Source organism: Saccharothrix longispora, assembly GCF_031455225.1.
GTDB classification, from domain to species: domain Bacteria; phylum Actinomycetota; class Actinomycetes; order Mycobacteriales; family Pseudonocardiaceae; genus Actinosynnema; species Actinosynnema longispora.
On sequence record NZ_JAVDSG010000001.1, the window covers coordinates 5,549,954 to 5,568,963 of the forward strand.

General features: G+C 73.9%; 20 protein-coding genes. 11 read left to right on the forward strand and 9 right to left on the reverse strand.

Annotation, left to right across the window (positions count from 1 at the left end):
- The first annotated feature begins 2 nt into the window (after nt 1-2).
- Together J2S66_RS23100 and J2S66_RS23105 are read left to right on the forward strand one after the other, a co-directional pair.
- Entirely contained in the window at nt 3-845 is an 843-nt protein-coding gene (locus tag J2S66_RS23100; protein ID WP_310309332.1) for a DegV family protein, read from the forward strand.
- Between the two features lie 72 nt (nt 846-917).
- Complete coding sequence (locus J2S66_RS23105) at nt 918-1,067, forward strand: hypothetical protein (RefSeq protein WP_310309333.1); 150 nt, start codon at nt 918-920, stop codon at nt 1,065-1,067.
- Nucleotides 1,068-1,129: 62 nt separating this feature from the next.
- Here the strand turns inward: J2S66_RS23105 and J2S66_RS23110 are convergent, their stop codons facing one another.
- The 3 genes from J2S66_RS23110 to J2S66_RS23120 are packed head-to-tail and all read right to left on the reverse strand — an operon-like array spanning nt 1,130 to nt 3,253.
- Nucleotides 1,130-1,864 carry a hypothetical protein gene (locus tag J2S66_RS23110; protein ID WP_310309334.1) on the reverse strand — a complete coding sequence of 245 codons (735 nt, stop codon included), beginning with the start codon at nt 1,862-1,864 and terminating at the stop codon, nt 1,130-1,132.
- A gap of 10 nt (nt 1,865-1,874) precedes the next feature.
- Nucleotides 1,875-2,216 (reverse strand): hypothetical protein, encoded by a 342-nt coding sequence (locus J2S66_RS23115; RefSeq protein ID WP_310309335.1) that lies wholly within the window; start codon nt 2,214-2,216, stop codon nt 1,875-1,877.
- A complete protein-coding gene (locus tag J2S66_RS23120) occupies nt 2,216-3,253 on the reverse strand; it encodes a coiled-coil domain-containing protein (protein ID WP_310309336.1) in 1,038 nt (345 codons plus the stop codon). Before J2S66_RS23120 ends, J2S66_RS23115 begins: the two co-directional genes overlap by 1 nt.
- A 315-nt stretch (nt 3,254-3,568) precedes the next feature.
- Here J2S66_RS23120 and J2S66_RS23125 point away from each other — a divergent pair, with 315 nt between their 5' ends.
- The 4 genes from J2S66_RS23125 to J2S66_RS23140 all read left to right on the forward strand — a co-directional run bounded on the left by J2S66_RS23125 (nt 3,569) and on the right by J2S66_RS23140 (nt 7,974).
- Entirely contained in the window at nt 3,569-4,315 is a 747-nt protein-coding gene (locus J2S66_RS23125; protein ID WP_306747367.1) for a class I SAM-dependent methyltransferase, read from the forward strand.
- Nucleotides 4,312-5,844, forward strand: coding sequence for a 1,4-alpha-glucan branching protein domain-containing protein (locus tag J2S66_RS23130; protein WP_310309337.1), 1,533 nt, complete (start codon nt 4,312-4,314; stop codon nt 5,842-5,844). The genes J2S66_RS23125 and J2S66_RS23130 overlap by 4 nt, the downstream gene beginning before the upstream one ends.
- 24 nt (nt 5,845-5,868) lie before the next feature.
- A complete protein-coding gene (locus J2S66_RS23135) occupies nt 5,869-7,119 on the forward strand; it encodes a glycosyltransferase family 4 protein (RefSeq protein ID WP_310309338.1) in 1,251 nt (416 codons plus the stop codon).
- Between the two features lie 156 nt (nt 7,120-7,275).
- Complete coding sequence (locus J2S66_RS23140; protein WP_310309339.1) at nt 7,276-7,974, forward strand: DUF2268 domain-containing putative Zn-dependent protease; 699 nt, start codon at nt 7,276-7,278, stop codon at nt 7,972-7,974.
- Here the strand turns inward: J2S66_RS23140 and J2S66_RS23145 are convergent.
- Entirely contained in the window at nt 7,971-8,726 is a 756-nt protein-coding gene (locus J2S66_RS23145; RefSeq protein WP_310309340.1) for an acyltransferase, read from the reverse strand. The two genes, J2S66_RS23140 and J2S66_RS23145, sit on opposite strands and share 4 nt — an antisense overlap.
- A 63-nt stretch (nt 8,727-8,789) precedes the next feature.
- Between J2S66_RS23145 and J2S66_RS23150 the strand changes: the two genes are divergently transcribed.
- Entirely contained in the window at nt 8,790-9,737 is a 948-nt protein-coding gene (locus J2S66_RS23150) for a nucleoside hydrolase (protein WP_310309341.1), read from the forward strand.
- Here J2S66_RS23150 and J2S66_RS23155 read toward each other — a convergent pair.
- The 4 genes from J2S66_RS23155 to J2S66_RS23170 form a co-directional block, all read right to left on the reverse strand.
- Nucleotides 9,678-10,862 carry a THUMP-like domain-containing protein gene (locus J2S66_RS23155; RefSeq protein WP_310309342.1) on the reverse strand — a complete coding sequence of 395 codons (1,185 nt, stop codon included), beginning with the start codon at nt 10,860-10,862 and terminating at the stop codon, nt 9,678-9,680. The genes J2S66_RS23150 and J2S66_RS23155 overlap by 60 nt on opposite strands.
- 13 nt (nt 10,863-10,875) lie before the next feature.
- Nucleotides 10,876-11,865 (reverse strand): class I SAM-dependent methyltransferase, encoded by a 990-nt coding sequence (locus J2S66_RS23160; RefSeq protein WP_310309343.1) that lies wholly within the window; start codon nt 11,863-11,865, stop codon nt 10,876-10,878.
- Complete coding sequence (locus J2S66_RS23165; RefSeq protein WP_310309344.1) at nt 11,855-12,634, reverse strand: enoyl-CoA hydratase/isomerase family protein; 780 nt, start codon at nt 12,632-12,634, stop codon at nt 11,855-11,857. The genes J2S66_RS23160 and J2S66_RS23165 overlap by 11 nt, the downstream gene beginning before the upstream one ends.
- Before the next feature lie 74 nt (nt 12,635-12,708).
- Nucleotides 12,709-13,479 (reverse strand): ABC transporter ATP-binding protein, encoded by a 771-nt coding sequence (locus J2S66_RS23170; protein WP_374726212.1) that lies wholly within the window; start codon nt 13,477-13,479, stop codon nt 12,709-12,711.
- A gap of 175 nt (nt 13,480-13,654) precedes the next feature.
- On the opposite strand from J2S66_RS23170, the gene glgX reads away from it, so the two are divergent.
- The 4 genes from glgX to J2S66_RS23190 all read left to right on the forward strand — a co-directional run bounded on the left by glgX (nt 13,655) and on the right by J2S66_RS23190 (nt 18,270).
- The gene (gene glgX, locus J2S66_RS23175) at nt 13,655-15,763 is read left to right on the forward strand and encodes a glycogen debranching protein GlgX (protein ID WP_310309345.1); all 2,109 of its coding nucleotides are present in this window, start codon (nt 13,655-13,657) and stop codon (nt 15,761-15,763) included.
- 264 nt (nt 15,764-16,027) lie between these two features.
- Nucleotides 16,028-16,606 carry a cysteine dioxygenase gene (locus J2S66_RS23180; protein WP_310309346.1) on the forward strand — a complete coding sequence of 193 codons (579 nt, stop codon included), beginning with the start codon at nt 16,028-16,030 and terminating at the stop codon, nt 16,604-16,606.
- Nucleotides 16,603-16,989 carry a rhodanese-like domain-containing protein gene (locus J2S66_RS23185; RefSeq protein ID WP_310309347.1) on the forward strand — a complete coding sequence of 129 codons (387 nt, stop codon included), beginning with the start codon at nt 16,603-16,605 and terminating at the stop codon, nt 16,987-16,989. The genes J2S66_RS23180 and J2S66_RS23185 overlap by 4 nt, the downstream gene beginning before the upstream one ends.
- 168 nt (nt 16,990-17,157) lie before the next feature.
- Entirely contained in the window at nt 17,158-18,270 is a 1,113-nt protein-coding gene (locus J2S66_RS23190; protein WP_310309348.1) for a tetratricopeptide repeat protein, read from the forward strand.
- A gap of 22 nt (nt 18,271-18,292) precedes the next feature.
- On the opposite strand, the gene J2S66_RS23195 is transcribed toward J2S66_RS23190, so the two are convergent.
- Nucleotides 18,293-18,868 (reverse strand): hypothetical protein, encoded by a 576-nt coding sequence (locus J2S66_RS23195; protein ID WP_310309349.1) that lies wholly within the window; start codon nt 18,866-18,868, stop codon nt 18,293-18,295.
- Between the last annotated feature and the right edge of the window lie 142 nt (nt 18,869-19,010).

Below are 19,010 nucleotides of genomic sequence, written 5' to 3' on the forward strand. Positions count from 1 at the left end.
CCATGTTCCGGCGAGTAGCGATAGTCACGGACTCCACCGCGTGCCTGCCGCCGCAGTTGACCGAGAAGCTCGGGATCACCGTCGCGCAGATCCAGGTCCGGATCGGCGACTGGGTGGAGGACGAGGTCCGCGTCCCGGTGCCCAGGCTGGTGGACGCGCTGCGCGGTCGGCTCGACGTGGTCACCGCGCCGCCCGACCCCGGCGCGTTCTTCTGGACCTACGCCGACGCGGCGGCCTCCGGTGCGGAGGCGATCGTGTCGCTGCACGTGTCCACCGGGTTGTCGGGAACCGTCGAGGCCGCCCGGCAGGCCGCCGCCCAGTCGCAGGTCCCGGTCCACGTCGTCGACACCCGCACCTGCGGGATGAGCCTCGGCTACGCGGTGGTCGCCGCCGCCACGGTCGCCGCGGCGGGCGGCGGGGTCGAGCGGGTGGTGTCGGCGGCCCAGCGCACCGCGACCCGCAGCACCGAACTCCTCTACGTCGACACGCTGGAGTTCCTCAAGCGCGGCGGGAAGATCGGCCGGGCGGCGGCCCTGCTCGGCTCGACGCTGTCGATGAAGCCCCTGCTGACCATGTCCGGCGGGCAGATCACCCCGCTGGACAGGGTGCTCGGCGCGGAGCGGGCCGTGCGCAGGTTGGTGGACATCGCGGTCAAGCGCGCGGGTGGCGGCCAGGTCGACATCGCGGTCGAGCACTTCGACTCCGCGGAGCGCGCGGGGTCCGTCCTCCAGTCGCTGCGCGGGAAGCTGCCCAACGTGCGCCGGTTCATGCTCACGCAGGTGAGTTCCGCGATCGGCGCGCACGTCGGCCCGGGAGCCGTCGGGGTGACCGTTTCGCCGGTTTAGCCGGGTTGGGAACCGCGGTTGGGGTTTGGGCGTTGAGCGGACAGGGAAGCTTGGACTGTCAAGGAGGTAGACATGGCTTCGTTGTTCAGCAAGATCGCCGCGTTCGCCCGCAGTCCTCAGGGTCGTCGGGTCACCGATCAGGTCAAGAACGCCGCCCGTGACCCGCGCAAGCGCGCCAAGGCGCAGCAGATGCTGCGCAAGTTCCGCGGCAACAAGCACTAGCTCCGACAACCGCCACCGGCTGCGACCGACGCCGGTGGCGACCGGTCACTGGTGGCGACCGGTCACTGGTGGCCCGAGGTCCGGTGATCGGGCTCCGATCGACTCCGGACCGCCGCGAACGCCCGCAGGTGGCGCTCGCGGCACCCGCCCGCGTCCGGCCGGGACTCCCCCGGCGGGTGCGGGTCGGTTCGCACAGGCAGGTCCGCGGCGACGTCCGCCGGCGCCCCGTTCGCGGGATGCGCCGGCGTCGTCGCGTCCGGGGCCCGCTCCGCCGGTTCGGCGGACCGTCCGGCGTCCGTGCCCGCGGCGGCCTCTCCCCCGTCCTCGGGGTCGGCGGCGCGCACGGTGCGCAGCACCACGGGTCCCGGGACCTCCGGCGTCCCGGCGATCTCCGGCGACACGGGCGCGAGCGCCACCAGCGCCGGCTCGGACCCCATCCGCCGCGCCGGTTCCGGTAGGTCGCGCACCAGGTGGATGCGGCGCGCGGCGGCGGGCTCCACCGGCCGCTCGGGCTCCGGGTCGGGCACGACCGACAGCCTCGGCTGCTCGGGCAGCACCCGCGGGATGCCCGGCACCGGGATGCCCAGTACCGGGTTGCGGTGGATCGGCCGGGTCGCGTAGTCCTCGGGCGGCCAGGGCTGCTCCCGCTCCCGCACGTCCGGTTCGACGGCCTCGGGCTCCCGCCGGCGCTCCTCCTCCGGCACGGGCTCGCGCCGGAGCATGACGGCCGTCAGCACGCACCCGGCGACGAACGACAGCGCGCACAACCCGACGACGAACGCCACCGCACCTGACATCACCGCATCCCTACCCCACGAGCACGTCGACTCGGGGACCGCCGCCGAAGGACGGGCCCCGCACCGGGTCGACCGCGACCCCGGCGCTGATGGACTCGGCCGGGGCACCGCGCCCGACCGGGGACTCCCGCACGGCCCCGTCACGCCCGGCGGACCGCGCCGGCTCCTGCGTCGGCCGGACCGGCGCGGCGGTGGGCCGCGGCACCCCGTGGCCCGTCGACGGGGAAGCGGCCGCCGGCGCGCCGGCGACCTCCTCGCCGTGGCCGCCGAACCAGAGCGCGGTGACCGCGGTGGGCACGACGACCAACCCGGCCGCGAGCGGCAGGACCGGTACCCCGGAGCGGACGGGCATCAGGCGTCCACCCGGCGTCCGGCGTCCTGCCCCGCACCCGCCTGCCCCGCACCTACCTGCCCGGTGCCGCCCTGCCGGACCGCGTCGGCCTCCTCGGCGCTGGTCTGCTCCGGGATCAGGCTGGGCACGAGGTCGGCCGCGGACACCAGCGCCACGCGGGCCGCCGCGAGCTGGTCCGCCACGGCGCGCCGCAACTCGTCGAGCTGGTCGCTGCGCTGCTGGATCTCGGCGATGCGCCGGTGCGCCTCGCGCGCGGCCATCTTCACCAGGAACGCGGCCCGCGTGCGGGCCAGCTCCTCCTGCTCGGCGAGGTGCTGGTCGGCCTCGTGACGACGCCGGGTCATGGTCAGCTCGAAGAAGTTCTGCGCCTTGGCGCGCTTGGCGTCGGACTCCGCCTCCAGCCCGGCGCACTGCTCGGCGGTCTCGCGCAGGAGGCGGTCCGCCTCCGCCTGGGCCTGCACCACGGCGGCGGCGCACTCGGCGTCGGTCTGCTCGGTGCGGGCCTTCAGGTGCGCCTCCACCTCGACGCGGCGGCGCTCCAGGTCGACCTCGCGCTGGTCCAGCTCGGCGGCACGCCGGTTCGCGGCCTCGCGCTGCTCGGCGGCGTGCGCGTCGGCGCGTTCGCGGAAGGCCTCGATCTCCGCCTCGACCTGGCGGACCCGCTCGGCCAGCTCGACCTCGGTGCGCTGCCGCAGGGCGGCCACGTCGCGCTCGGCGCGCAGCCGCAGCTCGTTCGACTCCTCCTCGGCGAGCAGCAGCATCCGGTGCAGGCGCTCGGTCGCGCCGGCCGTCGTGCCCGGCGACATCTCCATCCGCTCGACCCGCGCGCGGGCCTCGTCCAGGTCGCGCCTGGTCATCTCCAGCAGCTTGCGGAGGTCGGCGGCCTGCGCCAGGGCCTCGGCGCGGTCGACGGTCGTGTACCGGAGCTGCTCCTCCAGGTTCTCCAGGTGCTCGATCACCTGCTTGCGGTGGAATCCCCGGTAGACCACGTCGAAACCCGCGTGCAGCGGAACAATCTCCGGCTCTTTCGCACCCATGGTCGCCCCACTCGTTTGAAGATTGGTCGAGAGTACCGAGCAGGCGGCGCCTCAACCAGCACTTGACCACCTCTCACTACCCCGCGCATCCCCGGGTGAAGCGGCCCGGAGCAGCCGTAACACTATCGTGGATGATCGTCGCCCCCTGATTGGAGGTCACCCGATTGTGTCATTGTCAACGAATGGGCGCCCCCTGGTGGAATGGCCACTCCACGCCGCTCCGGAAAACCGGGAACCGACCGTTCACGTGAATTGCCCGCCCTCCCGGGACCGGGCGCTGCCTACCCGTCAGTAACGGGCAACTACGCTGGTCGGGTGACCGTCGAGCCGCTGCCCCTCACCGGTGAGCGCACCGTGCCCGGTGTCGCCGAGGAGAACTACTGGTTCAGGCGCCACGAGGCCGCCTACCTCGACCTCGTGCGGCACTGCGGGGGTGCGGTGGTGCTGGAGGCCGGGTGCGGCGAGGGCTACGGGGCCGCGCTGGTCGCCGAGCGCGCCGCGCGGGTCGTGGCGCTGGACTACGACGGCCCGACCGCCGCCCACGCCGCCCGGGCGTACCCGGCGCTGGACGTGGTGCGCGGCAACCTCGCGTCCCTGCCGCTGCGCGACGCGAGCGTGGACGTCGTGGCGAACCTCCAGGTGATCGAGCACCTGTGGGACCAGGAGGGCTTCCTCGCCGAGTGCGCGCGGGTGCTGCGGCCCGGCGGCAGGCTGCTCGTCACCACGCCGAACCGGATCACCTTCTCCCCCGGCCGCGACACGCCGCTGAACCCGTTCCACACCCGCGAGCTGGCGCCGGCGGAGCTGCGCGACCTGCTCGTCGGCGCGGGCCTGCGCGTGGAGCTGCTGGCCGGGCTGCGGCACGGACCCGCGCTGCGCGAGCTGGACGCGCGGTTCGGCGGCTCCGTCATCGACGCGCAGGTGGCGGTGGTGGTGGACGGCGGGGAGTGGCCCGCCGACCTGCTGGCGGCCGTGGCGTCGGTGCGCAGCGAGGACTTCGAGATCACCACCGACGACCTGGACGCCTCGCTCGACCTCGTGGCCGTGGCGGTGCGCGGGTGAGCGGTGCGGGGACGACGGGGGCCGAGGGCACGTTCTGCCTGGTCCTGCACAGCCACCTGCCGTGGCTCGCGCACCACGGGGCCTGGCCGGTCGGCGAGGAGTGGCTGTACCAGGCGTGGGCGCACTCCTACCTGCCCGTGGTGGACCTGCTGGAGAGGTTCGCCGCCGAGGGCCGCGAGGACGTGCTGACGCTCGGCGTGACACCGGTGCTGGCCGCCCAGCTCGACGACCCGTATTCGCTGCGCGGCCTGCACGACTGGCTGGGGAACTGGCAGCTGCGGGCGCACGGCGCGGAGCCGCGGCTGCCGGACCTGGCGGCGCGCGAGCACCGGGCGTCGGCGTGGGCGCTGGAGCGCTTCGAGACGCGGTGGCGGCACGGCTTCTCGCCCGTGCTGCGCCACCTCGTGGACTCGCGGGTCGTCGAACTGCTCGGCGGGCCGGCCGCGCACCCGTTCCAACCGCTGCTCGACCCGCGCGTGCGGGCGTTCTCGCTGCGCACCGGCCTGGCCGACACCGCGCTGCGGATCGGCTCGGCGCCCGAGGGCATCTGGGCGCCGGAGTGCGCCTACGCGCCGGGCCTGGAGCACGACTACGCGCGGGCCGGCGTGCGGCGGTTCCTGGTGGACGGCCCGTCGCTGCACGGCGACACCGCCGCGGGCAGGCCGGTCGGCACCTCGGACGTGGTGTGCTTCGGGCGCGACCTGGAGGTGTCCTACCGGGTGTGGTCGCCGAAGGTCGGCTACCCCGGTGACCCCGCGTACCGCGACTTCCACACCTACGACCACCCCAGCGGGCTCAAGCCGTCCCGGGTGACCGGCAAGGGCGTCGCGCCGGAGGACAAGCGGCCCTACGAGCCGGACGCGGCGGCGCTCGCCGTGCGGCGGCACGCGGCGGACTTCGTGGACGTCGTCGTGGCCCGGTTGCGGGCGCTGCGGGAGCGGCACGGCAGGCCGTCGCTCGTGGTCGCCGCCTACGACACCGAGCTGTACGGGCACTGGTGGCACGAGGGTCCCCGCTGGCTGGAGGCCGTGCTGCGGCTGCTGCCCGAGGCGGGGGTGCGGGTCACGTCGCTGCGCGGCGCGGTCGAGGCCGGGCACGTGGGCGCGCCCGTCGAGGTGCCGCCGTCGTCGTGGGGGGCGGGCAAGGACTGGCACGTGTGGAACGGGCCGCAGGTCGCCGACCTGGTCGACCTCAACGCGTCCGTGCAGCGGGAGCTGCTGGAGCTGGACCTGGCCGGCCCGGTGCGGTCGCCGGTCGCCGACCAGGCGGTGCGCGAGGCGCTGCTGGCGCTGTCCAGCGACTGGGCGTTCATGGTCACCAAGGACTCGGCCGCCGACTACGCGCGCTACCGGGCCAAGGTGCACGCCGACCGGTTCGCCGAGCTGGCCGCGCTGCTGCGCGCCGGGTCACCGGCCCGCGCCCTGTCCCGGGCACGCGAACTGCGCGCGGTCGACGGGCCGTTCGGGCACCTCGACGCGCGGGGACTGGGCCGGGCGACCCGTCCCGGCGCCGCCCGCACCCAGCGCTGACGCCGACGAATGCGAGGATGCCCCATGCGCGTGCTGATGTTGTCGTGGGAGTACCCGCCGGTCGTCGTGGGCGGCTTGGGCAGGCACGTGCACGCGCTGGCGACGTGCCTCGCGGCGCAGGGGCACGAGGTGGTCGTGCTGTGCCGGCAGCCCGCGGGCACGGACGCGATGACGCACCCGACGTCCGACGAGGTGGTCGAGGGCGTGCGGCTGGTGCGCGTCGCGGAGGACCCGGCGCACCTGGTGTTCGAGCGCGACCTGGTGGCCTGGACGCTCGCCCTGGGCCACGCCATGACGCGGGCCGGGCTCGCGCTGCTGCGCGGGTGGCGGCCGGACGTGGTGCACGCGCACGACTGGCTGGTGACGCACGCCGCCGTGGCGCTGTCCGAGGCGTCCGGCGCGCCGCTCGTGGCCACCGTGCACGCGACCGAGGCCGGTCGGCACAGCGGGTGGCTGTCGCAGGTGCTCAACCAGCAGGTCCACTCCATCGAGTGGTGGCTGGCGAACCGCGCGGACGCGCTGATCACGTGCTCGGCGGCGATGCGGACCGAGGTGGCGCACCTGTTCGAGGTGGAGCCGTCGCCGATCACCGTGCTGCACAACGGCATCGAGCCGCGCCGGTGGCGGGTGCGCGCGGCGGACGTGGCCGAGGCCCGCGCGGAGCACTCCCCGACCGGCGCGCCGCTGCTGCTGTTCTTCGGCCGGTTGGAGTGGGAGAAGGGCGTGCAGGACCTGATCGCGGCCCTGCCGAGGGTGCGCCGCGCGCACCCCGGCACGCGCCTGGTCGTGGCCGGCACCGGCACGCACCGCGACTGGCTCGTGGAGCAGGCCCGCAAGCACAAGGTGCGCCGCGCGGTCGACTTCGTCGGCCACCTGCCCGACCGCTCCCTGGCCGCCGTGCTCGCCGCCGCCGACGCGGTGGTCCTGCCGTCGCGCTACGAGCCGTTCGGCATCGTCGCCCTGGAGGCCGCCGCCGCGGGCGCGCCGCTCGTCGCCTCCACCGCCGGCGGCCTGGGCGAGGTCGTCCTGGACGGCCGCACGGGCCTGTCGTTCCCGCCGGGCGACGTGGACGCCCTGACCGCCGCCGTCCGCGCGGTCCTGGACGACCCGTCGGCGGCGGCGCGCCGGGCGAGGGCCGCCAAGGCCCGCCTGGCCACCGACTTCGACTGGGACCGCATCGCCGCCGACACCGCGGACGTCTACCGCTCCGCCGCGGTCCGCGCCCGCGAGCCGCTGGGCCGGCCCAAGATCGCGACCGGCAACGCCTTCCTGTGACCGGCGTGCCGACACTCGTCGCCCTCCGACCCGGAATCGGAACAATCCGCCAGTAATCGACAAGCCAAAGAATGTTGTAATCCGCACTACACCAAGCCCGGAGAATTCCCGGCGTACACTCGGGACGGCTACCTCCCCCACTGCCGAGGAGTACGCGTGATCTCACGGAGAACCATGCTCATCGGGGGTGCGGCCACCGCGACCGGAATCGCCGCACCGACTGTCGCGGGATGCGGAAGTTCCACCATCGTGGCAGGTCAACTCGCTTCAAAAGCTCCCTGGCTCAAGCAAATGGCCGAGAGCATCGTCGCCGAACTGGTTGGGGAAAGCATCACCGCCGGGTTCAAGGAGGCGTGGGGTGCGTGGTTCGAGCCGACGAAGGAGGCCGTCGCGGCGGAATTGACGGGCACCGGTTACGACGTTTACTCGTCTTACATCTTCGGGCACGCGGTGCCCAGCGTGACCCTCACCCGCCTGACCTCCTCCACCGACAGCGCCAACCACCCGGATCGCCTTCTTTGCGTTCGCGAGAACGGTGAGCGCGTGGTCCTCCAGGCCTGGGCGTGGAAGGCGATCGACGCCTTCATCCGCAGCGAACTGGTGAACCGCTCGGGAGCGGACCTGCTGCGTTACCGGGAACTGCTGGTGAAGACCGTCGTCCCGCACGGGACGGCCGAGGGCAACGTGGTGAGCCCGCTCCGCACCTCGGCTTGGGTGGCGTACCCCGCGCGGGACGGGGTCGTGGAGGTGTCGTTCGCCCGGGTCGAGGGGGAGTCGAAGGTGACGGTCAAGGCGAGCGGGTACCCCTCGGAAGACTCGGCCGACGGCACCGAGAGGACCTTCGCCCTGGTCTAGGCGTCCTCGGAGCCGTTCCGCGACCGCTCCAGGGCCTCCCGGGCCTTGCGCGCCATGTCGGCCACGGCGGCCCGGCGCACGGCGTCCGCCTCGTAGTCCGCGCGCCGGTCCTTCACGACGCGCGCCGGGATGCCGACGGCGATCTTGTAGTCCGGCACGTCGCCCCGCACGACGGCGTGCGCGCCCAGCACGCAGCCGCGCCCGACCCGCGTGCCGCGGGTGACGGTGACCTTCGTGCCGAGCCAGCAGTCCGGGCCGATGCGGACCGGGGACTTCACGATGCCCTGGTCCTTGATCGGCAGGTCGACGTCGGCCGTCACGTGGTCGAAGTCGCAGATGTAGACCCAGTCCGCGACGAGGGTGGCCGCGCCGATCTCCACGTCGAGGTAGCAGTTGACGGTGTTGTCCTTGCCGAACACCGCCTTGTCGCCGATGCGCAGCGACCCCTCGTGGCAGCGGATGGCGTTGCCGTCGCCGATGTGCACCCACCGCCCGATCTCCAGCCGGCCGTAACCGGGGCGGCAGTGCAGCTCGACGCCCTTGCCGAGGAACACCATGCCGCGCAGCACCACGTGCGGGTTCGCGATCCGGAACCGCAGCAGCCGCCAGTACCGCACCAGGTACCACGGGGTGTACGCGCGGTGCCGCAGCACCCAGCGCAGCGAGGCCAGGGTGAGGAACCGGGCCTGCTCCGGGTCGCGGCGCGACGTGCGCCACCTCGTCCACACCGGCGCGCCCCACATGCTCGTCACGCGGGCACTCTAGCCGGCACCCGCGCGCGGGCCACCGGCCACCGGCCGTCCAGGATGGGGCACGTGACGACACCCCTCATCATCGACACCGACCCGGGCGTGGACGACGCCTTCGCCCTGGCCCTCGCGGTCGCCAGCCCGGAGGTCGAACTGCTCGGCGTGACCACGGTGTTCGGCAACGTCGCCCTGCCCGACACCACGGAGAACGCCCTGCGCCTGCGCGCCCTCCTCGACCGCGAGGACGTGCCGGTCGCGGTGGGCGCGGCGCGTCCCCTCGTGCACCCGCAGCCGCGCCTGTCCAGCGCGCACGGCTCCGACGGCCTGTCGGGTTTCCGCCACACGCTGCCCGAGCCGACCGCGCCGGTCGACGCGCGCGACGCCGTCACGCTGCTGCGCGAGCTGCTGGAGGCCGCCGACCGGCCGGTGACGGTCGTGCCCGTCGGCCCGCTGACGAACATCGCCCTGCTGCTGGCCGCGCACCCGCACGTGAAGCCGAAGATCGCCCGTCTGGTGATCATGGGCGGCGGCCTGGAGGGCGGCAACATCACCGCGTCCGCCGAGTTCAACCTGTGGTGCGACCCGGAGGCGGCCCGCCGCGTGCTGGCCGACGAGGACGTGCCCACGACGCTGGTCACGATGGACCTGACCAGCCGCTGCGCGGTGAGCGGCGAGTGGCTGGGCGACCTCGCGCGGACCTCGGCGCGGGCCGCGAAGCTGGTCGGCCTCACCCCCGACTACCTGGCCACCTACCGCCGCTTCCTGGGCATCGACGGCATGGCCGTGCACGACGCCGTCGCGGTCGCGGAGGCGATCCGGCCGGGCCTGCTCACCACCGCCGCCTACCCGGTGGACGTCGAGTGCGCGTTCGGCCCGGGCCGCGGCGCGGTCGTCGCGGACCGCCGCCTGGACGCACCCGCCGGGCGGCGCGTGGACGTCACGACGGGCGCGGACCTACCGGCCGTGCGCGACTTCCTGTTCGAGCGGCTGGGTGCGCTCGGCGACGGCGAGTAGGCACACCGGCTCACGGCCGATCCTGGTCAGCACGACGGTCCGCTCGACCGACCCGCCGAGCTTCAGCCGGCGGCGCAGCGCGTTCGGGTCCACGTCGAGGCCGCGGACCAGGATCTCCAGCCTGCCCACGTCGTGCGCGCGCAGGAGCGCCTTCAAGGACTTCTCGCCGTAGTGCCCGTGCTCCAGCACGCGGAACGCGCGCACGCCCGGCGGCGGGGTCGGTCCGGTCAGGTAGGCGATGCGCTCGTCGAGCTGGGCGAGGCCGTGGCGGGCGGCGTAGTGGCGCACCAGGCCCGCCCGCACCACGGCGCCGTCCGGGTCGACCAGCCACTCGGCGGGCGGGGTGACGGGGCAGTCGTCGGGGTCGGCGGAGGTGATCGTCCACTCCGCGCCGGACGACGACAGGACGGTCGCCCGCCGCGCGACGCCCGGCGTGGCCAGGCCGCGCGTCCACAGGCACGCCTCGCGCACGGCGCCGTCCAGCGACACCAGTTCGACCTCGTCGGCCCACGGCGCGACCGCGAAGTCCACGCCCGGTGAGCACTTCACGGCCAGGTCGCGGCCCTCGTACGCGGCGGCCAGCCCGTCCAGGGGCGGCAGGAAGTCGGCCGGGCGCCACGTGCGGCGGCCCGCCGAGTCGCGTCGCGCCGGGTCGGCCAGCACGGGCACCCCGCGCGACACGGGGTGCAGGGCGTCGGCGCGCACCACGGCCGCGCCGGGCACGTTGTGCCGGGCCATCGCCAGCCGCACGGGGTCGAGGTCGGAGCCGAACGACCCCGGCGGCAGCGCGGCGAGGTCCGCGCCGACCGAGCACGTCACGTCGTGCACCGGACCGGTGAACCGCCGGGCCCGGTGCGCGGCGACCGGGTGCGCGGTGGCCTGCTGGAGCGCGTCGGCGGTGAACAGCCCGTCCTCCGCGAACGGCACCCGGCCCGCCGCCTTGCGCCGCAGCAGCAGGGTCTCCAGCACGGCCGCGAAGTGCCCGGGCGCGACCGCCCGCGCCGCCCGCACGTCGGACAGCCGCGACGCGTCGGTCAGCGGCAGGTCGGCCAACGACGACAACGCGGCGCGACCGGCGTCGGAACGCAGGTGCGCCACGTCGTCGAGGCTGAACTCGTACCCCACTGGAGCGGCTCCGCTAGACCGGCTTGCGGCCCGTCACGGAGACGTTGTAGAACACCTCGCGCGGCAGGACCTTCGACAGCACGTTCTCGTCCACCCAGGACAGGCGCTGCCACGTGCGGTAGGCGAACATCGCCCAGCCGAAGCCCAGCTTCTCGCGCGGCACAGCGGCCTCGAACGTGCGCACCGGCCACCCGAACAGCGCGGCCGACAGCTCCTCGGTCACCGCCTTCACGTCCACCGCGCCCGCGCCGCGCGCGGTCCGCTCCAGCTCGCCCGGGTCGAACGTGTGCAGGTCCACGACGGCTTCCAGCGCCGCCGCGCGCGACGACTCGTCCAGCTCCTCCTGCGGCCGGCGCCAGTCGTTCAGCGGCGACAGCTTCGTCACGTTCGTGGTCAGCCACCAGGTGAGCTGCCCGAGCTTGCGGGCGTAGAAGTTGCCCACGTTCGTGGGGTCCCCGGCGAACACGAACCGCCCGCCCGGCTTGAGCACCCGCAGCACCTCGCGCATGGCGGCGGGCACGTCCGGGATGTGGTGCAGCACCGCGTGCCCGACGACCAGGTCGAACGTGTCGTCGTCGTACGGGATGCGCTCGGCGTCGGCGACCCGGCCGTCCACCGGCAGGCCCAGCTGCTCGGCGTTGCGCAGCGCCACCTCGACCATGCCCGGCGACAGGTCCGTCACGGACCCCTTTCCGATCACGTCGCCCTGCATGAGGTTGAGCAGGAAGAACCCGGTGCCGCAGCCCAGCTCCAGCGCGTGCGCGTACGGGCCGGTGTCGCCCGCGACGGCGCGGAACCGGTCGGTGGCGTAGGTGATGCAGCGCTCGTCGTAGGAGATCGACCACTTCTCGTCGTACGTGCCGGCTTCCCAGTCGTGGTAGAGCACGTTGGCGAGCTTGGGGTCCCCGTAGGCGGCCTGGACCTCCTCCGCGGTGGCGTGCGGGTGCGGTTTCGGGTCGACGGGGTCCGCCTGCCCGGGGGTGTCCACGCGATCAACGGCCACTGAACTTCGCCTTCCCCGGGCCGTTCTCGATGAACGACGCCATGCCGGTCTTCTGGTCCTCGGTCGCGAACATCGCCGCGAACAGCTGGCTCTCCAGTTTCAGGCCGCTGCCGAGGTCGGTGTCGAGGCCGCCGTCGACGGCGGCCTTGGCGGCGGCGTAGGCGCGCACCGGGCCGCCGACGAACTGCGCCGCCCACCGCCTGGCCGCCTCGTACACGTCATCGGGCGCGACGACCTCGTCCACCATGCCGATCCGCAGCGCCTCCTCGGCGCCCACGAACCGGCCGGTGTAGATGAGGTCCTTGGCCTTCGACGGGCCGATCAGCCGCGGCAGGCGCTGCGTGCCGCCCATGCCGGGGATGACGCCGAGCAGGATCTCCGGCTGGCCGACCTTGGCGTTGTCGCCCGCGACGCGGCGGTCCGCGCACAGCGCCAGCTCGAAGCCGCCGCCGAGCGCGTAGCCGGTGACGGCCGCCACGGTCGGCTTGGGGATCTCCTCGACCGCCCGCAGGGCCGAGCTGAACGAGCCCGCGCGGGCGGCCATCTCGGCGTAGGACAGCCCGGCCATCTCCTTGATGTCCGCGCCGGCCGCGAACACCTTCGGGCCGCCGTAGACGATCACGGAGAACACGTCGGCGCGGTCGGCCGCCTCCAGCGCGGCGGACCGGATCTCCTCCTGGACCTGCCTGTTGAGCGCGTTCATCGGCGGGCGGTCCAGCCGGATGGTGCCGATCCCGTCCTCGACTTCGAGCCTCACGAACTCAGCCACGCAGTCCTCCTCGACCGTGCCTCACTAGCCGCCTCGCAGGTTACTACCGGGTAGTCAGGCTGCCCGCCGGGCCGTCACGCCTGCTTGCGGCGGGCGAAGTACCGGTCGCCCGCGCGCTGGAGCTCCAGCGGCTGGTCGAAGGTCTTGGTCAGGTTCTCCTCGGTCAGCACGTCCGCCAGCAGGCCCTGGGCCACGACACCGCCCTCGCGCAGCAGCAGCGCGTGCGTGAAGCCCGGCGGGATCTCCTCCACGTGGTGCGTGACCAGCACCATCGCCGGGGCGTCCGGGTCGAGCGCCAGCTTTGAGAGGCGCGCCACCAGGTCCTCGCGCCCACCCAGGTCCAACCCGGCGGCCGGCTCGTCGAGCAGCAGCATCTCCGGGTCCGTCATCAGCGCGCGGGCGATCAGGGTGCGCTTGCGCTCGCCCTCGGACAGCGTGCCGAACGCGCGGTCGGCCAGGTGCTCGATGCCGAGCGCGCCCAGCAGCTCCTCCGCGCGGCCCGTGTCGAGCTTGTCGTACTCCTCGCGCCACCGGCCCAGCACCGCGTACCCGGCGCTGACGACCAGGTCGACGACCTTCTCCTCGTCGGGGATGCGGTTCGCCAGGGCCGCCGAGCACAGGCCGATGCGCGGGCGCAGCTCGAACACGTCGGTCTTGCCGATCCGCTCGCCGAGCAGGTGCAGCTTGCCCTTCGTCGGGTGCAGCTCGGCGCCGGCCAGGCGCAGCAGCGTGGTCTTGCCCGCGCCGTTGGGGCCGAGCACGACCCACCGCTCGTCGAGCTCCACGCCCCAGTCCACGTCGCCGACCAGCGTGGTCTTGCCACGTCGAACCGAAACACCCTGCATGTGGATGACCAGATCTTCGTTTTCCACGCTCGTCCTCGCCCCGATCGACACCAACCCCGGCCATTGTTCTGCAAGCCCTCTCGCGGGCGGTGCGGCGGGTGCGGGTTCGTGTGACGTTCCGGCCACGTCGCGCGCTCATCCCCACGCCGTCGGTGGCTGCTGGAAGGATCGCGGTATGCCAGCCGACTCGATCCTGCTTGCCGGCCGACCGTTCCCCCTCGGGGCCCACCCGGAGGCCGGGGGTGTGCGCTTCGCCGTGTCCGCACCGCCCGCCGAGGCGGTCGAGGTGTGTCTGATCAGCGAAGACGGTACCGAGGAGCGCGTCGAGCTGACCGAGCGCACGTTCGGCGTGTGGCACGGGTTGATCTCCGGCGTCACCCCCGGGCAGCGCTACGGCTACCGCGTGCACGGCCCGTACGACCCCTCGCGCGGCCTGCGCTGCAACCCGGCGAAGATCCTCGTGGACCCGTATGCGACCAGGATCACGGGCGCGCTGACCGACCTCGACGCCGCCCTCGGCTACGTGGGCGACCCGATGCACGGCGGGCCGTCGACGGTCGACTCGCTGGGCAGCGTGCCGCTGTCCGTCGTCACCTCGCCCGGCGGGCCGGACACGGGCGTGAAGCCCGAGGTGCCGTTCGAGGAGGCGGTGGTCTACGAGCTGCACGTGAAGGGCTTCACCCAGCGGCACCCCGGCGTGCCCCAGCACCTGCGCGGCACCTACCTGGGCCTGGCCCACCCGGCCGTCGTGGAGCACCTGGTGCGGCTGGGCGTGACGACGGTCGAGCTGCTGCCCGTGCAGGCGTTCCTCGACGAGCCGTCGCTGGTCGAGGCCGGCCGGCACAACTACTGGGGCTACTCGCCGCTGGCGTGGTTCGCGCCGCACCCCGGGTACGCCAGCGAGCCCGGCCGCGAGGTCGAGGAGTTCCGCACGATGGTGTCCGCGCTGCACTCGGCGGGCATCGAGGTGCTGATCGACGTCGTCTACAACCACACCTGCGAGGGCGGGCCGGACGGTCCCACGCTGTCCTACCGGGGCTTCGACGCGCCCGGCTACTACCTGCACATCGAGGGCGGCGGCACGCTCGACATCACCGGCTGCGGCAACACCACCGAGGCCGGGTCGCCGCAGTTCGTGCGCCTGGTGACCGACTCGCTGCGGTACTGGACGACCGAGCTGGGCGTGGACGGGTTCCGGTTCGACCTCGCGTCCACGCTGGGCCGGCCGGGCGGGCGGGGCTTCGACCGGGCGTCGGCGATGCTCACCGCGATCACCACCGACCCGGTGCTGTCGCGGTGCAAGCTGATCGCCGAGCCGTGGGACGCCACCGGCGACGGCTACCGGGTGGGCGACTTCGGCGTGCAGTGGGCCGAGTGGAACGGCCGCTACCGCGACACGGTGCGCGACTACTGGCGCGGCGCGACGAGCGTGCGCGACCTGGCCTATCGGCTGTCCGGGTCGTCCGACCTGTACTCCGACGACCTGCGCCGGCCGTGGCAGTCGATCAACTTCGTCACCGCGCACGACGGGTTCACGCTGCGCGACCTCGTGTCGTACAACGACAAGCACAACGAGGACAACGGCGAGGACAACCGCGACGGCACCAACGACAACCGGTCGTGGAACTGCGGCGCCGAGGGCGGGACCGACGACGCCGAGGTGCTCGCGCTGCGCGCCCGGCAGGCCCGCAACCTGTTCGCCACGCTGCTGCTGTCCACCGGCACCCCGATGCTGACCGCGGGCGACGAGCTGTGGCGCACCCAGCTCGGCAACAACAACGCCTACTGCCTGGACGACGAGACGTCCTGGGTGGACTGGGAGCTGTCGCCCGAGGGCGAGTCGATGCTGGCGTTCGCCCGGCGGGTCATCGCGCTGCGCGCGACCAGCCCCGCGCTCCGGCAGCCCGCGTTCTTCGACGGCCGCACCACCCCGTCGGGCGCGCCGGACCTGGTGTGGTTCCGCCCGGACGGCGAGGAGATGGCCGAGACGGACTGGTTCGACGACGGCCGCCGGTTCCTCGGCATGTGGATCGACGGTTCCACGTCGCTGTCCCGCTCGCGCGACGGCGAGCTGGTGTCCGACGACTCGTGGCTGCTGCTCGTGCACGCCGGCGACGAGCCGCTGGAGGTCACCCTGCCGGGCGCGGAGTACGGCGGTCGCTACGAACCGGTGGTCGACACGACCACGGCCGACGGCTCGCCGGCCACGCCGGGCAGCTTCGCGGCGGGTGCGCCGCTGGTGCTGGGCGGCCGGTCGCTGATGTTGCTGCGCGTGCCCGGCTGACCCGGTCGGGGTCACCCGGATCGCTCGGGCACCGAGGCAATCCTGCCTGGTGAGAGCGCCCGGGCGGGGTGCCGCGGGCCGTGACAGGATGCCGACGTGGACCGGCCGTTGCTCACGTGGCGCGACCGCACGATCGACCTCCTGCTGGTGGCGTCGTGCGGCTGTAGCCGGACGCGGCGCGGTCGGTAGGAGGCCCAGGAGCCACCCCGGAACCGCGTCGCGTCCCGATCGCTACCCGCACCCGTAGCCGTCAGGAGCGACCCCGTGACCACGACGACCCCGCGCGTCGACCTGCACCCGGCGCTGGACGTGCCGCCGCTGCGCGACCTCGTCCACCCCGACCGCGAGCTGTGGACGCCGCGCGAGCTGCGCGAGCTGACCTCCGCCGTCGCAAGCGAGCTGACCACCCCGCTGCTGGAAATCCTCCGGTACGACCGGGAGCGGCGCTGGTGGGCGCGCCTGGGCCTGACCGGGGGCGTGGAGCTGTGGCTGCTGAGCTGGCTGCCCGGCCAGGGCACCGAGCCGCACGACCACGGTGGCGCGGCGGGCTCGTTCACCGTGCTCACCGGCGAGCTGTCCGAGGAGTACCGCTACCCCGGCGGTCCGGTCCGCGGCGCCACCCGTCCGGCGGGGAGCGCCCTCGGGTTCGGCGCGGGCCGCGCGCACCGGGTGCTGAACCGGGGCATGATCGGGGCGGCGAGCGTGCACGCGTACTCGCCGCCGCTGGTGCCGACGCGGGAGTACCCGAGCCTGCTCGACATCCCGGACGAGATCCCGCCACTGCCCGCGCGGAGGCTGCCGCTGGAGCGGCTGCGCGAGTTGGCCGACCAGGAGGACCCGTGAGCGTCGAGCAGTTGTTGGAGGAGGCGCGCCGTTCGCTGGCGCGCGTGGAGCCGCACGAGCTGGCCGAGCTCGACGACGTGCTGGTCGTCGACATCCGGCCGCGGGAGAACCGGGCCGCCGAGGGCGAGATCCCCGGTTCGGTGCCGGTGGAGCGGATCGTGCTGGAGTGGCGCCTCGACCCGGCCGGCGAGTCGCGCATCCCCGGTTTCACCGCCGACACGACCGTGGTCGTGTTCTGCAACGAGGGCTACTCCTCCAGCCTGGCCGCCCGGGACCTCCAGCGCGTGGGCCTGCCGAAGGCGACGGACCTGGTGGGCGGCTTCCGCGCCTACGCCGCCGCCGGCCTCCCCGTCCGCCCGGGCCCCACCGAAGCCGTCACCTGACCTGAACGTACGACTCACCGGGCGCGAACGTACGACACGCGGTGCGCGAACGTACGACACGCGCGTGTCGTGCGTTCGCGCACCGCGTGTCGTGCGTTCGGGGCTCGCGTGTTGCGTGTTGCGGTTCGCGGTGGGAACCCGGGGTGGGGCGGTAGCGTCTCCTGCTCTGTGTGGAAATGGCTGACCGGGCTGGTCCTGGTGGTGTTGGCGGTCTGGCGGCCGAGCGTGGCGAGCTTCGGCGGGGCCGCGGTCGGGACGTGGGCGGTGCTCGCGCTGCTCCAGCTGGGACTGCTGGTGGGCGCCCTGGTGTTCGGCGTCCGGGTGCCGCTGGTCGTCATCGGCGTGGGCGGTGAGGTGCGCGCGTGGACCAGCCCGCGGCGGCGGGTGGTGTGGCGGACCGTGCCGCTGCTGTTCGCCGTCGGGCTCAGCTCGGTCAAGGCGCCCGTGCGCAGGCGGCTCTTCCTGGCCGCGCTCACCTCCCTCGTGCCGAGCGCGGCGGCCGTGGCGGGGGCCTGGCCGGCAGCGCGGTCGGGTGGGGGCTTCTGGCACGGGTTCGCCATCGCCGGCACGGCGGTGCTGGTCAACGCGCTGTGGCCGCGGCGCGGGGCGGGCACGACGTCGCCCGGCTGGTTCCTGTTCTCGCTGCCCCGGCTGACCGGGCGCACCGCCGAGGAGTTCGAGGCGACACCGCTGGTCAACGAGGTGTCGGACCTGCTCGCGGTCGGCGACCTCGACCGGGCCGAGGTGGCGGCCGAGGAGATGGCGCGGCGGTACCCGACGCTGCTGCTGTCGACGTCCGCGAAGGTCGCGGTGCTGACCCTGCGCACCAGGTACGCCGAGGCGCTGCACGCGGTGAGCGCCCTGGTCGGCCGCACGGACCTGGAGCCGCGCGACATGGCGTTCGTGATGGCCGAGATGGCCAGTGCCACGGCCAACGCCGTGGAGGGCGGTCAGGTGCCCGCCGACATCGGTCTGCCCGCCGCGCGCCGGGCCGTGGAGGGCGCGATGCAGCTGGGTTACCCGCGCTACCGCTGCACCGGCACGCTGGCGCAGCTCGCGCTGCTGGAGGACGACCACGCCGCCGCGATCACCCTGGCCACCCAGGCCGGGAACTCCAGCGAGAGCGGTCTGGGCCGGGCGGACGCGCTGGCCACGATCGCCCGCGCGCAGATGGCGTCCGGCGACAACGCGGCGGCCCGCCGCACCCTGGTGGAGGCGGTGGAGCTGGCCGGCTGGATGCCGCGCGTGGCCGAGACCAGCGCCCGGCTCGACGTCGGCTGACACCCGCCCCCACCAGCCCTCGTCAGGTGGGCCGCGCGGACGTCGTCGTGGGCGAGGGGGTGGTGGTGGAGGTGGGTGAGGGCGAACCCGGCGCGGGCACGGTCGGCAGTCCGCCCTCGGGTTCGGGCAGGCCGCAGTTCGCCAGCAGGTCCTTCACCGTCTTGAGCACGCCGGTGACCTCGTTCTTCAGCTTGCCCAGGTCGGGCGGCACGGCGCCGGGCACGACCTTGCTCAGCACGCTGTAGACCCCGGCGAACGAGGCCATCGCGTGGGACGGGCACAGCTCCGGCCCCAAGAACGGCTCGGCGGCCGGCGACCCGGCGGCGGGCGCGCTCACCGGCGGCACCGGCAGGCACTTCGCGCCCTGCATCGCGGTCAGCAGACCGAGTGAGTCGCCGAGCGCCTCCGACACCGCCTTGCCCTCGGGCGGCTCGGCCACGACGCCGTCGACGACCCCCTTCAGCGTCGACGACAGCTGCCCCACCAGCCCGCCGCACGCCGCCGGGGGTTCCTCCGCCACCGCCGAGGGGACGACGAGGACGACCCCCGCGACGATCAGGGAAATACCGGACGCGATCGATTTCCGGATCGTTCCCACTCGACCTCCAGCACGATCGGCGACCCGTTCGGCGGGCTGTTCCACGCAATCGAGCGTAAGGCGCTGAACTGCCCGCTACCAGCGGAGACACCGATTTCACCTGAAGGTCGAACGCGGTTCTGACGTGTTGGAGGAAATGCGC